We start from the raw sequence: 14324 nt of genomic DNA, 5'->3' as shown, positions 1-14324 counted from the left end.
ATGAGATTAAATGGATAGAAGAGAATGCCAGAATTAGTTCTAAAAAACAAACAGATGACTTTATTATCGAAGGTTTTTTAGCTGATATTACCGAAAAGAAAAATCATCAAGAAAAAATTGCCTATATGAGTTTTCATGATAGTCTGACAGGACTTTATAACAGGGTATATCTAGAAGATATGATGGAGAGAGTAGATAGCAAAAGAAACTTGCCGATCAGTTTAATCATGGCTGATATTAACAATTTTAAACTAATAAACGATACTTATGGTCATTCAAAAGGTGATGATCTATTAAAAGATACTGCTAAATTACTGAATGATGTATTTAGACAGGAGGATGTTATCGCAAGATCGGGTGGAGATGAGTTTGTTATTCTCCTTCCTGAAACAACCTTAGAGCAAACCGAGGAGATAATGGAAAGAATCAAAACAAAAGAAGGACTTTTTTATAAAGACATACCGATCAATTTGGCTCTTGGAGCAGCTGCCAAAACAGAACCAGAAGAAAATCTTTCTGACATATTAAGCCTGGCAGAAGATAGAATGTATACCAACAAACTTGCTGATAGTTCAAGTGGTAAAAGCATGGTGGTATTAAGCTTTTTAAACACTTTGAAAGCAAAAAGCAATGAAACAGAAACTCATGTAAATAGGATGAGTATAATAGCCGAAAAATTTGCCAAAAGGCTCAATTTATCCAGTGAAAAGATTGATCAACTGGCATTATTATCCCTTCTACATGATATTGGGAAAGTATCTGTACCAGAAAAAATACTAAACAAAAAAGAAAAGCTAACTGATGAAGAATGGGAAACAATAAAGTCTCACCCTGAAGCTGGATATAGGATTTTAGTTAGTATCCCTAAATTTTCACACATAGCAGAACCTGTACTGCACCATCATGAGCGTTGGGATGGCAGTGGTTACCCTGCAGGCTTGAAAGGAGAAGAAATACCTCTTTTATCAAGGATCTTAGCTATCATAGATGCCTATGATGTAATGATTAGTGGAAGGCCATATAAAAAGGCGATGAGCAAAGAGGAAGTTATAGAAGAACTTAAACGCTGCTCAGGTTCTCAGTTTGATCCCAAGCTAGCAGATGAATTCATAGAAATGATATCTTTAATAAGTTAAAATCAATTGGGGTTAGATAAATAATGGATTAAAATAAATTACAATAAACTTATAGCAAAGCTTGATATTTAAAAAAGGAGGTTGCTTTATTGAAAGTACCAGATATGATAGTTGCTGATTTCAAAAGTGCACTACTTAATATTGACAGAATAAAAGCAGCAGAAATCTTTAAGGATATTTATGCAGAAGATCAATCCTTTGAATCTTTGGAGCATTTAACAGCTAAGTCATTAGAAAAAATAGGTGATGAATGGGAGAACGGCCAGGTGTCTTTATCTCAGGTTTATATGAGTGGAGTTATCTCTGAAGAATTAATAGAAAATTATCTACCTGATGATGAGGTGTTCTATAATGATAATATTAAAATAGCTATTGGAGTTCTGCAGGATTATCATGGTTTAGGAAAAAAAATAATTTATTCAGTTTTAAAAGCTGGAGGATATAAGATTATTGATTTTGGAGAGGGTTTAACTGTAGAAGAAATAGTTAATAAAACTCTAAAAAATGATATCAATATTCTTTTAATATCTACTTTGATGCTCTCCTCTGCTTTGAAAGTGAAAAATGTCGTTGACATTCTCAGAGATAATAATTCACCAGTTAAAGTCATTGTAGGTGGTGCTCCATTTAGATTGGACAATGATTTATGGCAGAAAGTTGATGCTGATTTTGATGGTAAAAACGGAAGCAGAGTTTTAAAAATTCTTAACAAATATACGGGAGGTGGGCAATAATATGAATTCAATGGAGCGTGTAATGACAACAATCAATCATCAAGAACCAGATAGGGTCCCTGTATTTCATTTATTTAGTCATTATGGTGCTAAAGAGATGGGGATATCAATTAAAAAATATTTTTCCAATCCAGATTATGTTGCAAAAACACAACTACATATGGGAAAGAAATATAGCAATGACTGTTTATATACATTCTTTTATGCACCGATTGAGATAGAAGCTTTTGGTGGAGAAGTAATTTTTGCTGAAGATTGTCCACCAAACTCTGGAGAACCTGTTATTAAGAGTATTGAGCAAATAAAAAAGATAAATCCACCTAAAATTCAAGATTCAAAATGTTTACATAAAGTTTTAAAAACAACAGAAATGCTAAAAAGCTTTATAGGAGATAAAGTTCCCATAATTGGAGTTGTCATGTCTCCTTTTTCTCTTCCAGTAATGCAGCTTGGCTTTGAAAAATATCTGGAGTTATTATATTTTAGAAAAGATGAATTTGAGCAGTTGATGAAAATAAATCAAAAATTTTGTGTAGATTGGGCTAATGCTCAACTTAAAGCAGGTGCAGCTGCAATTTGTTATTTTGACCCTTTAGCCTCACCCAAAATTATTGAAAGAGAAACGTATCTTAAAACAGGCCATAAAATAGCTCAAAAAACAATAAGTCAAATCAAAGGAGCTGTTGCAACTCACCTTGCTTCAGGTATTGCCTTTCCAGTAGTTGATGATATTGTGGAGACTGGTTCAGCAGTACTTGGTTTTAGTAATGAAGATAACATTGAGGCAATAAAAGAAAGAGCTGCTAATAAAATATGCCTTCTAGGAAATTTAAATGGGGTTGAAATGGCAAGTTTAGATAGAAATAAAGTAGCAAAAAAAGTGAAGAATATTATTCATCAAGCTGCAAAGGGAGGCGGATTCATTTTATCTGATAATCATGGGGAAATCCCTTATCAAGTCTCTGAAGATATTTTATTAGAAATTAGTGAAGCAGTCAAAAAACATGGTATATATCCAATTAAGGTGGAAAAATAAATGGATAAATTAGAGATCTTCATCTGTGAAAACCTTTATCAAGAATACAAGCTTGTTTTAAAGCAAGAAAAAATGGATGATGTAAAGCTAATTAAATTTCCCAGTTTATGTGATCACAAAGGGAAAAAGTCCAAAATAAAAGAAATATTTTCTAAAGCTTCAAAAAACCAAAGTATTCTTATCTGTAGCAAACTTTGTGATTCTTTAAAACTTGTTGATAAAGAAAATAAAATGATAGAACTTACTTCTAATTTTTGTTTCTCCCATTTAATTTGCGATGAATTTATCGACCACCTTATATCTCAAAAGAGTTATATTATAAGTACAAGCTGGCTAAAAAATTGGAAAAAACATCTTGAAGAAATGGGTTTTGATCAAAATACTGCAAGAAAGTTTTTTAATGAATCAATCAAAGAAATTGTCTTACTTGATGCATCTATTATAGATGATGCCGAAGAAATTTTAAAAGAAGTATCTTCTTATTTAAATATTCCTTATTTAATTATCCCCATAAATTTAGAAAAAGTTAGATTATTGCTAAAAAGCAGGGTCTTTGAATGGCGTCTTCATCAAAAAGAAAACAAAAAAAATAAAATGATTAATGAATTAAAGAGGAAAACAGCAGATTATTCTACAGTTTTTGATATACTAGCTAAATTATCTTCATATAAAAACAAGAGGGATATAATAGGAAAAGTTAAAGAATTGTTTATTATGGTTTTTGGTGCTGAAAACTTTAATTTTTGGAGTTGGTATTCAAAAAGGCTGCCAAATAAATTAATTAAATTCAAAAAAGATGATGCTCAATATATAATAAATAAAGATAAAAGCGGTTTTTATATTAAAGTTGCATGGGGTGGTAATTTTTACGGTATTTTAGATGTCAGTGGTTTTCTTTTTTCTGAGTATATTGATAGATATCTCAATCTGGCAATAGATATAGCTAAATTTTCAGGGCTTGCTCTTCATAATCATGAACAATATGAAGAAATATTAAAAACAAAAGAAAAGTTAGAACACCTTAGTTTTCACGATTCTATGACAGGATTGTACAATAGAAATTATTTAAATCAGCTATTCAATGAAAATCTAGAGAATGATATAAAAATAGTTTTTGTGTTTGATATTGATAAGTTAAAGTATGTGAATGATAATTTTGGCCATAATGAAGGAGATAAACTGATAAAAAGGTTTGCTGATATTTTAAAAAAGTCATTTAGAGAAGATGACATTGTAGCAAGAACTGGTGGAGATGAGTTTGCAGTTTTTATTTCTGAAGGGGATGAAAAAACAGCAAAATTAATAGAAAAAAGAATAGATAATTTAATAAAACTATATAATGCTAATTTACAGGAGACACACTTAACTCTTAGTGTGTCTATTGGTTGCTCAGTTAATCATAATAATAATTCAATCGAAGAACTAATGAAGAAAGCAGATCATTTAATGTATATGAATAAGAGAAAAAAAGATAATTGCTAAAAAAATATATTTTATTAGAAAAATTAACAACCGATGAGCTGAGAAATGTTCTTTTATATTAGACTAAGTTCTTTTAACTATAACTTATACAATAATCTATTCAGAAGATATCAAAGAGATTCTATCACATCATAAGCCTTGGAAGGGTGGTGGTTATACTAGGGATTAAAAGCAGATGAGATACCATATTTAGTTCGTATAATAGCTATTATTAATTTCTGTGATGTTATTACAAATGAAGAGGCCTTAGAGCAAGACTATCTCCAAAGAAGAGGCTTTAGAAGAGATAAATACAAATTGATAAACTAAATATATTTATTATAAAAAGGGGTTATTAATTATGAAGAAAAATTTATTATCAACAGGCATAAAAAGCCTGGATGAAATATTAAGAGGTGGATTAATACCAGGCCGATTCTATTTAATGCGAGGGGGTCCAGGTACTGGGAAAACGACTTTAGGACTTCATTTTTTAATAGAAGGTTTAAAAAGCAACGAAAAAATACTTCTAGTAACTATGACAGAAGATATAAAAAAAATTAAAGATAATGGTAAAGAATTCAACTTTCCTATGGATGAAATTAATTATATTGATTTAAGCCCTTCAGAAGATTTCATAGCAAAAAATAAAGATTATGATGTGTTTTTATCTGCCCAAAATGAGCAGAAACCGTTAATTAATAAATTAATTAACAAAATTGAAGAATTAAAACCCGACAGAATTCTATTTGATGGTTTTACTCAGTTGAAATATTTGAGCTCTGATCAATTTAAGTTTCGAAAACAAATCTTATCTTTTATGCAATTTTTAAAGAGATATGATTCTACCATTTTATTAACATCTGAAGCAAGCCCTTCTAAGCCTGATGATGACTTGCAATTTATGGTAGATGGAATTATAAATATTTCTTATGAAAATCAAAACCACTATTTAGAAATAAAAAAATATAGGGGTTCAAGTTTTAACAAAGGCAAACATACAATGAAATTCAAAAAAGATGGCATTAAAATTTATCCCCAATTGGAGCTACAAAAGACTAACTTCAATTATGAAACTGAATTACTTTCCTTTGGTATTTCAGAGATTGATAAACTACTTTATGGAGGTATAGAAAAAGGAACTACAACAATTATATCTGGTCCTACTGGAGTTGGTAAAACTTCACTCGGAACTCAATTCATTGCAGCAAATGGAGGCAATGATTTAAAATCAATTATATATACTTTCGAAGAGTGTTATAAAACATTAATAGGAAGAAGTAATTCTATTAACATACCCTTAGAGCAATTTATAAGTAAAGATAAAATTTTTATTAAAGAAATTAGCCCTATAGAATATACACCTTCTGAATTTGCTTATGAGATAGTCCAAGATGTAAAAGAAAAAGATATCTCTATAATTTTAATTGATTCTATTACGGGATATTTTCTAACTTTCAATGATTCTAACAATATACAAAAAATGATTGCCAAATTTCATAGTTTGTGTGAATATTTGAAAAAGCAAGGGGTTACAGTTTTAATGATTAATGAGCAAAACAAGATAACTGGAGATTTCCAAGCAACAGAAATGCAAACAAGTTTTATAGCTGATAACCTTATATTTTTGCGTTATTTAGAAATAAATGGCAAACTCAAAAAATCTATTGGAGTTTTAAAAAAGAGAATGAGTGGTTTTGAAAATACACTTAGAGATTTTGAGATAACTGAAAAAGGAATTAAAGTCGGAGATCCGTTAACAGAATTAAGAGGAATACTAAGTGGCAATCCTGAGTTTATAAATAAATAATAAAGCTTAATATCAAAAAAAGGAGACAGGATATTAGTGATAAATAATAATATTTTGAAAGGTGATTTTGATTTATTAGAAAAAAAGAAAGTCGCTTTAATAATATCACATAGAGAAAATAAAAAAATATTAAAAAAATATTTAGATTCTGCATATGAAGTTATAACTAATAATTTCACTCAAGAAATTGAAAATATAGATCTAATTATTATTGATGAGCAAGGCTTAGAAGAAAAAAAAGATATTATTATGAATAAAAAATCTGAAAAATCAATATACTTGCCTTTGCTCTTAATAACTAGAAGACCTAAAGAAGAGATAGCAGTACATTATCTGGATATAATCGATGAAATAATATTAATCCCTGTTTATAAAAAAACTTTGGTCTCTCGGATTGAGAAATTATTGAGTATCAGATCTTTATTTTTATCTGTTCAATTATTCCAAAAAATAATGGAAGTTAATCCAATAGGTATATGCTTTCTGTTTAAAGATCAAAAAATAAAATATGTTAATAAAGCCTTTTTAGATATTATGGAAAAAAAGAGAAAAAATGTTCTTAATAAAAATATTTTTGAAATATTTCCTGGTCAAAAGTTAGATAAATATTTAAATAAAACCAAGTTAGAAAATAGCAGTAATTCTATTAAAGTAGAAATAGAAGCTACTAATAAGTGGGTAGATATTAGATTTATCGAAACAAACTTTAATAATAAAAAATTAAATGCATTAATTCTCATAGATATTACAAAGAGTATAAAACAAAAAAAAGAAATTGAATATTTATCTTATAAAGATAAATTAACAGACCTTTATAACCGCAGATTTTTTGAAGAAGAAATGGAAAGGTTGGATACAGAGCGACAGCTGCCGATTAGTGTTATTATGGCTGATCTTAACGGTCTGAAGCTAATTAATGACAGCTATGGACACGAAAAAGGTGATGAGGTATTGATAAAAACAGCTGAAATCCTAAAAGAAACTTTAAGAGAGGAAGATATTGTTGCCCGTCAGGGTGGAGATGAATTTGCTATTTTGCTGCCTAAAACTAATAGTGAGCAGTTAAATATAATAATCAAAAGAATTAGAGATAAAATAGAGGATATAAATAGCAAAGAAGATTTACCACTCTCGATCGCTCTTGGTTCAGCCACTAAAGAAAAGCAAATTGAGGATATAAATGAAGTACTTAAAAAAGCAGATAATAATATGTATCAAAACAAATTATCTGAAAGCAGGAGCAGTAAAAATAAGATTGTAAAAAGTATTTTAAACAGCCTGAGTGCAAAAAGCAATGAAACAACAGACCATGCTAAAAGGATGAAGAAACTAGCTATTAGATTTGGCAGTAAATTAAAACTAACTTATGCTGAAATTAACAGGCTTTCACTATTAGCTTCTATGCACGATATCGGTAAAACTACTATTTCAAAAGCGATATTAACCAAAGCAGACAAGTTAAGTGAAAAAGAATGGGAGATCATGAAAAATCATTCTAAACAAGGATACAAAATCGCTTCTGCATCTGAAGAATTCATATTAATAGCTGAGGATATATTAGCCCACCATGAACATTGGGATGGGAGTGGTTATCCAGTCGGCTTAAAAGGTAAAGAAATACCTTATTTAGCTCGCATAATATCGATTATTGATTCCTATGATGTTATGACAAATGAGAGGCCTTACAGCAAGGCTATCTCCAAAGAAGAGGCTTTAGAAGAGATCAAAAGATGTGCAGGCAGTCAATTCGATCCTAAATTAACTGAAGACTTTATAGATATGATGAATGCAAACAAAAATTAATATCCTTAAAAAAAGTAGGCGTTTATATGGAAATTAAAAATTTTAGTTTTAAATATAAAATAATTATTCTTATAATTGCTTTAATAATAATTTTGACTATAACAACCATTTTGATAATTACAAATACTACTAATGAGATTTTAAAAGATACAGTAGTTAATAATCAACAAAGTAATACTCAACAACAAGCAGAATTGATTAGCTCCTGGCTTTTAGAAAGAAAGCGAGATCTTGAAATTTATGCTAATACTGAGATAATGACAAATGGAAGCTGGCAGCAAAAAAAATTATTTACAAACTGAATTAACAAATAGAGTTGAAGAGTATTATTTTTTCTTTATTGCAGATGAATCAGGTGATAGAGTGAAAGTCTGCTCGCAAACCTCGTGGGCTTGCCCCGAGGAGGGTCAAGAGTTTTATTTCTATCTTTTGGCTGAAGATAATAATAGGGATAAAATATATAATAAAGCAAAAGAAATATTGGAACAAATAAATGGAAGTTATTTGATAGATGATAATATAACCTATTTATCTAGTAGTATGGGTATTTCCGTTTATCCTGATGATTCTAAAGATATTACTATCTTAATTAAAAATACAAGTTCTGCTATGCATTTAGTTAAAAAAACTAGCTGCAAAAAAATATACTTTTATTCTGAAAATATTGATAAAGATATTTTAAAAAGAAATACAATAGAAACAGAATTAGCAGCTGCTTTAGAAAAGAAACAGTTTATACTTTATTTTCAACCATTTATTTCAGCAACTAATGAAAAAACGATTGGCTTAGAGGCACTTATTCGTTGGGATCATCCTCAAAAAGGTATGATTTATCCTGGTGTATTTATACCTATTGCTGAAGAAATTGGTTTTATAAAAGAGATCGACACCTGGGTAATAAAAGAGGCGTGTACTCAGTTAAAAGAATTTAAAGAATTAAAGGGGAATATTGATAATGATTTTTTCGTTTCAATCAATGTTAGTCCAGAGCAATTTTTAGAAGATGATTTTATAAAAAAAATTAAAGAAATATTATTGAATACTGGTTTAGATCCTAACCATCTTCTGCTTGAAATAACCGAAAGAACAGCTATGAAAAATATCAATTTTACTATCAAATCATTAAAAGAACTACAAGAATTAGGAGTTAAAATTGCGATTGACGACTTTGGAACTGGATATTCATCGTTTAAAGAAAATAATTGAGAATATGGACATATAATTAGCATGTGAAGTTAAAATGATTAAATCTTATGGTTTTACAAATATTGAGCAGGAATTATCGATGACTTTTGATAAAATATTTTCAATTATTCTGGTCGGCTACTGTTAATTATTATAATTATCTTTGCAAGTTATTCTACCAAAATTATTTAAAATATTCTGAATATTATACAGGATAATTTAATTGAACCTTGAATAATATATATATAGTAAAATAAATAATTTTCCATTTTTAAAACTCTTTATAGATTGATCTGTGTGATGATTTATATTAAGGGGGTATAAAAATGAGAACATTAGCATTGATTCTGGCAGGTGGAAGGGGAAGTAGACTTGACCTATTATCAGCTCACCGTGCTAAACCAAGTGTGCCTTTTGGGGGTAAATTCAGGTTGATTGACTTTGCTTTAAGCAACTGCGTTAATTCAGGTATTTTTAATGTTGGTGTTCTGACCCAGTATTTGCCTCATTCTCTTAACCAACATATCAGTATTGGTAAACCATGGGATCTTGATCGCAAAAAAGGTGGAGTAACTATTTTGCAGCCTTTTAGAGGCAAACCCGGTAAGACAGATTGGTATGAAGGAACTGCTCATGCGATTTATAAAAATCTGAGCTATTTAAAAAGTCAGAACCCAGATCAGATTATTATTTTATCTGGAGATCATGTATATGAGATGGATTACAGCAAAATGATAGATTATCATATTAAAAAAGGAGCTGACTTAACAATAGCTGCTCAGCCTGTATCATATGAAGATGCCAACCGTTTTGGTATCCTAGATTGTAATAATGAGATGAAAATTACTGATTTTGTAGAAAAACCAGAAAATCCTCCCAGCAACTTAGCTTCAATGGGAATATATGTTTTTAAAAAAGAAATATTACTCGAAGTTTTAGAGAAATATTGTACAAATGAAAGTTCAGACTTTGGCCATAATATAATTCCACCAATGATAGAAAAAAACAATGTTTATGAGCTAGCCCCTCTAATCTTGGACAAGCTTTAATATGATTTGTTTAACACAAATTCTCAGTGAATTTAACCATTTATGCAGCAAATTTAATTCCTGAAACTAAGTTGTTCAGAATGTTTTTATGATAAACTGCTGGTGGTATTTTACCAACAGATGAATGTGGTCTTCTGTTATTGTATTTATTAATAAATTTAGCAATAGAATTCCTGCAGTGGTTTATGCTGCGGTAATGTGTTTGATATACTTCAGCTCTTTTTAAAGTGCCGTGAAAGCTTTCAATATAACCGTTTTCTTCTGGTGTATTTACCATCGTTCTTTCATGAGATATATCAAGTTCTTTAATTCTGGTCTGAAACTCTCGACTTCTAAATTGAACGCCATTATCAGTTCTTAAAACTAGATCATCAGTGTTTCGGTTTTCTACTGCTTCATCAAGTGCTTTAAGAGCTTCTTTTGTGCGGCATCTTAGGCCTTCATGATGACCTACAATTTCTCTGGTAAATACATCAATAATATCAAACATATAGACCCACTGACCACTGTTATCTATGTACATCTGGACCATATCCATCTCCCAGAGCTGGTTAGGTCCAGTTAGTTCATGTTTCTGTCTCAATTGATATTCTTTAGGTTTTGGAACTATTTTATCCTGCAGGAGATCTAAAACCTTCATAATGCGGTAAATGCGTTTGTGATTAACTTTCAGATTTTCTGTATAATTTAAGTAATCAGTTACCATTCTGTATCCTAGATGAGGAGACTCATCACAGTAATCTTTAACCAGTTGAACAACATCTTCTTCTGGTACTAAATTACCATCTTTATCATAAGCTGGATGTCCAGTATAGAGTTGTTCTTCAGTGTTAGTATTTTCGTCTTGGTTATTGTTTTGACGGTAGTAATAGGTACTTCTAGCTATATTAAAAGTTCGGCATAATTCTGCTACAGTATAATCTGATTTAAGTTGATTAATAATCTTGATTTTATCAGCAGTATTTAGTTCTGCCAGGGCTTTTTTTTAAGGATTTCCATCTGAACTTTCTGTTGACCAATAATTTTCTCCATCTCTTTAATTTGTTCGTCTTTTTCTTTAAGCTTGGCTTCCTGCTCAGTAACAGAATCACCACTGAGCTTACTCATACCGCCATCTAAGAATTCTTTTTTCCAGAGATAGATAGAGTTACGGCTAACACCATATTCATCAGCAAGATCAGATACTTTTTCGCCTTTTATAGTACGAAGAACAATTTCCATTTTTTCATCAGGATCATAAGATTTAGGCATTTGCTTTTACCCCCTATAATTATTATAAAATGTTAAATTGGTATCTGTCCAATATTCTTAGGGGGCGTTACATTTATCTGTATGAATATGATGATTATTGGAGAGATGTGGGAACTCTTGATTCATACTGGGAGACTAATCTAGAACTAACGAAATCACTCCCAGAATTAAATCTTTATTGTGAAGAATGGAAAATTCAAACTAGAAGTGAAGAAAAACCTCCTGTAAAGTTCGGAAAACATGGGAGCTCATCCTGCAGCCTTATTTCTAATGGAGCAATTATTAATGGTGAGGTAAGCCGCTCGATAATTAGTCCAGGAGTATATATTGAAAAAGGCGCGGTTGTTAAAAATTCAATTATTTTTAATAATAGCATAATCCGCAGCAATTCGATAATAGATAAAACGATTGTTGACAAAGAAGTAGAGATCAAAGAAAACTGCAAAATTGGATATGGTGATGATCATACTGCAAATAGAGAAAAACCTGATCTTTTAGCAAATGGTTTAAATATTATTGCTAAAAGAGCTACTATTCCAGAAGGAACTACCATGGGAAGAAACTGTAGAGTATTTTCATATGTCGGTAAAAACGGTTTTGATGGCAAGAATATTTCTAGTGGTAGTACAATTAAATCTGGGGTTGGTAAAAAAATTGCCGAAGGAGACGAAAAAATAATTGAAGAAATAAATGTTTAGATAAATTAAGAGGCTCTCTTTTGGAAATTGGGGGGCCTCTTTTTTCATCAAACTTGATTAATTTTTAATTTATTAAATAAATTACATTTATCTTACCTTTACTAATCATAGAGGTTTTTTAAATTCAGATGCTTTAAAAATTAAAGGAATGAATATAAAAATGATAAAAAACAATTATCAAGAAATCAAAGCTGAGATAACTGATTTTAAATACAAAAATGATAATGGAACAAGCAGAGCCAAACTACTGAAAACATCTAAAGAGGGAGATCAAATATTTTTAATTCCCTATCCTAAGGCTTATAATAAAACTGCAGTAAAAGTTATGAGTGGCCCTTTAAATGAACAACTAGGATGGTTGGAAGATAGTGTATCTGAAGAAATATTTGATTGGATAAAAAAAGGTAATAAGTATGAAGCTGAAATATCAGAAATAATTAAAAGAGGTTCAGAAGATAAAATATCAAAATGTATTATAAAGATTAATAAAATCAAAAACTATAATATTTCAGCTGAAGAGCAGGAATTAAATATAGAAAATAAAAAAGCTTTAAAATATGGGAAAATCAGTGCTAAAAACAAAGCAAAATCTTCCCTGCAACTTTTGACTTATAAAATGAATAAAGTGACAGGAAAAAGTAAAGTTTACGGCTGTTTCTTTGCTCTTATTATATTACTTTCTATTATTTTGTATATATTTATTAACTAATAGAGAAGCAAAGAAATTAAAAGCAACATCTCGACAAAAATAAATTTTAAAAGGGAGGAATGCCAGTGGATACAGAAGTATTTTTAAGAAAAGAAAAAGAATATAAAAAAGTTGCTATAACTGATCCTGACAAACCAGAAATAAGTGATGAAATATTAAAGAAATGGCAGAATATAATTAATATAACGGCAGAAATGATAGGAATAGAAGCTGCTTTGATAATGAGAATAAATCCAGATTCGATGGAAGTGTTTTTAAAAAGCGAAAGTGAAGACAACCCATATAAGGTTGGAGGAAGTGATTCTTTAGGGCATGGGCTCTACTGTGAAACGGTAATTGCCAAAAACAAAGAATTATATATTAAAAACGCACTCGAAGATGGAGCCTGGAAAGATAACCCCGATATTGATTTAAATATGATCTCTTATTACGGCTTGCCTCTTAACTGGCCAGATGATAAAAGTTTTGGTACCATCTGTATTCTTGATAGTGAAAGCATTGATCTGAGTCAAAATACTAAAAACTTACTGAAAGAATTCAAGAACGTTATAGAAGAAGATTTAAAACAATTAACTGAAAAGGAAATACTAAAAGAGAAAAATGATAAAATTGCTGAGCAGAAAGAAAGATTGAACTGGATTATTGAAGGTGCGAATTTGGGAACCTGGGAAACTAATCTCCAGACAGGAAAAAGCAGTTGTAATCAAAGATGGGCAGAAATGCTTGGCTATAAGCTAGAAGAAATCAGGCCAATGACCATTGAAAGCTGGAAAGAATTTGTTCATCCCGATGATTTCAAAAAACACGCAATAGCTTTTAAAAAACATCTAGAAGGTGAAGTTGATCACTACAGGGCTGAAACAAGGTTAAAACACAAGCAAAGCCACTGGGTATGGGTGCTGAGCAGAGGTAAAATTATTTCCTGGACAGATGATGGCAAAGCTCAGAAAATGCTTGGAATAGATATTGATATTTCAAAAGAGCAAAAATATGAAGAAATAATAAAAGAACTTCATAAGGTGGCTATAGAGTTCCAAACACTCGATAAAGAAGAAGAGATATGTCAGAAAACCATCGAAGAAGCCAGGGAATTGTTGGATTTTGATCTATCTCATATTATTTTAGCTAAAGAAAATCAATTTGTTCCAGCTGCAGCGTCTGAAGGGATGGAAGCAGAAGTCCTTCCTTTAAATTATGGAATTGCTGGTAAGGCATTTAAAAATAATAAAAGTTATTTAACTTTAGATACCGATAAAGACCCTAATGCAACACCAGCAAAAGAGATATATAAATCGGGTATAACTGTACCGATGGAAAATCATGGTGTGTTTCAAGCGATATCTACTGAAACAAATGCTTTTGATCAAAGGGATCTATGGATCGGGTATAATTAATTAAACAGTTTTTTCTCGGACATGATATAATAAGATAATACCAAACTAAATTGGAGGA

At 30.3% G+C, this 14324-nt stretch carries 13 protein-coding genes and 1 pseudogene; 12 read left to right on the top strand and 2 right to left on the bottom strand.

The window, feature by feature from the left end; all coding sequences use genetic code 11:
• The 9 genes and pseudogenes from LJ207_RS11580 to LJ207_RS11540 form a co-directional block, all read left to right on the top strand.
• The coding region (locus tag LJ207_RS11580; RefSeq protein WP_229346658.1) for a bifunctional diguanylate cyclase/phosphohydrolase at nucleotides 1-1136 on the top strand (1136 nt) is incomplete at its 5' end.
• Nucleotides 1137-1225: 89 nt separating this feature from the next.
• On the top strand, nucleotides 1226-1870 hold the full coding sequence (locus tag LJ207_RS11575; protein ID WP_229346657.1) for a cobalamin B12-binding domain-containing protein: 645 nt from the start codon (nucleotides 1226-1228) through the stop codon (nucleotides 1868-1870).
• A 1-nt stretch (nucleotide 1871) separates the two neighbouring features.
• On the top strand, nucleotides 1872-2906 hold the full coding sequence (locus LJ207_RS11570) for a uroporphyrinogen decarboxylase family protein (RefSeq protein ID WP_229346656.1): 1035 nt from the start codon (nucleotides 1872-1874) through the stop codon (nucleotides 2904-2906).
• Entirely contained in the window at nucleotides 2907-4388 is a 1482-nt protein-coding gene (locus LJ207_RS11565) for a GGDEF domain-containing protein (RefSeq protein WP_229346655.1), read from the top strand.
• 340 nt (nucleotides 4389-4728) lie between these two features.
• The gene (locus tag LJ207_RS11560) at nucleotides 4729-6177 is read left to right on the top strand and encodes an ATPase domain-containing protein (protein WP_229346654.1); all 1449 of its coding nucleotides are present in this window, start codon (nucleotides 4729-4731) and stop codon (nucleotides 6175-6177) included.
• 36 nt (nucleotides 6178-6213) lie between these two features.
• Nucleotides 6214-7980: a diguanylate cyclase gene (locus LJ207_RS11555; RefSeq protein WP_229346653.1), complete on the top strand. Its 1767-nt coding sequence runs from the start codon at nucleotides 6214-6216 to the stop codon at nucleotides 7978-7980.
• Nucleotides 7981-8006: 26 nt separating this feature from the next.
• The gene (locus LJ207_RS11550; protein ID WP_229346652.1) at nucleotides 8007-8282 is read left to right on the top strand and encodes a hypothetical protein; all 276 of its coding nucleotides are present in this window, start codon (nucleotides 8007-8009) and stop codon (nucleotides 8280-8282) included.
• Nucleotides 8245-9186 carry a GGDEF domain-containing phosphodiesterase gene (locus LJ207_RS11545; protein ID WP_229346651.1) on the top strand — a complete coding sequence of 314 codons (942 nt, stop codon included), beginning with the start codon at nucleotides 8245-8247 and terminating at the stop codon, nucleotides 9184-9186. Before LJ207_RS11550 ends, LJ207_RS11545 begins: the two co-directional genes overlap by 38 nt.
• A 305-nt stretch (nucleotides 9187-9491) precedes the next feature.
• Nucleotides 9492-10181, top strand: a pseudogene (locus LJ207_RS11540) (glucose-1-phosphate adenylyltransferase family protein); the annotation flags it as partial.
• Nucleotides 10182-10254: 73 nt separating this feature from the next.
• Here LJ207_RS11540 and LJ207_RS11535 read toward each other — a convergent pair.
• Both LJ207_RS11535 and LJ207_RS11530 read right to left on the bottom strand, forming a co-directional pair.
• Complete coding sequence (locus LJ207_RS11535; protein WP_229346659.1) at nucleotides 10255-11154, bottom strand: IS3 family transposase; 900 nt, start codon at nucleotides 11152-11154, stop codon at nucleotides 10255-10257.
• A gap of 23 nt (nucleotides 11155-11177) precedes the next feature.
• A complete protein-coding gene (locus LJ207_RS11530) occupies nucleotides 11178-11465 on the bottom strand; it encodes a transposase (protein WP_229346650.1) in 288 nt (95 codons plus the stop codon).
• Nucleotides 11466-11572: 107 nt separating this feature from the next.
• On the opposite strand from LJ207_RS11530, the gene LJ207_RS11525 reads away from it, so the two are divergent.
• The 3 genes from LJ207_RS11525 (at nucleotide 11573) to LJ207_RS11515 (ending at nucleotide 14266) form a co-directional block, all read left to right on the top strand.
• Nucleotides 11573-12163 (top strand): GlgC family sugar phosphate nucleotidyltransferase, encoded by a 591-nt coding sequence (locus LJ207_RS11525; RefSeq protein ID WP_229346649.1) that lies wholly within the window; start codon nucleotides 11573-11575, stop codon nucleotides 12161-12163.
• A gap of 160 nt (nucleotides 12164-12323) precedes the next feature.
• Entirely contained in the window at nucleotides 12324-12872 is a 549-nt protein-coding gene (locus LJ207_RS11520; RefSeq protein WP_229346648.1) for a hypothetical protein, read from the top strand.
• Nucleotides 12873-12937: 65 nt separating this feature from the next.
• Nucleotides 12938-14266 (top strand): PAS domain-containing protein, encoded by a 1329-nt coding sequence (locus LJ207_RS11515; protein WP_229346647.1) that lies wholly within the window; start codon nucleotides 12938-12940, stop codon nucleotides 14264-14266.
• Nucleotides 14267-14324: the final 58 nt, after the last annotated feature.

The sequence above is a fragment of the Halanaerobium polyolivorans genome (assembly GCF_020711195.1).
Classification (GTDB): Bacteria; Bacillota; Halanaerobiia; order Halanaerobiales; family Halanaerobiaceae; genus Halanaerobium; species Halanaerobium polyolivorans.
The sequence above is the reverse complement of the archived record's forward strand: the minus strand, read 5'-3'. Positions and strand labels throughout refer to the sequence as shown.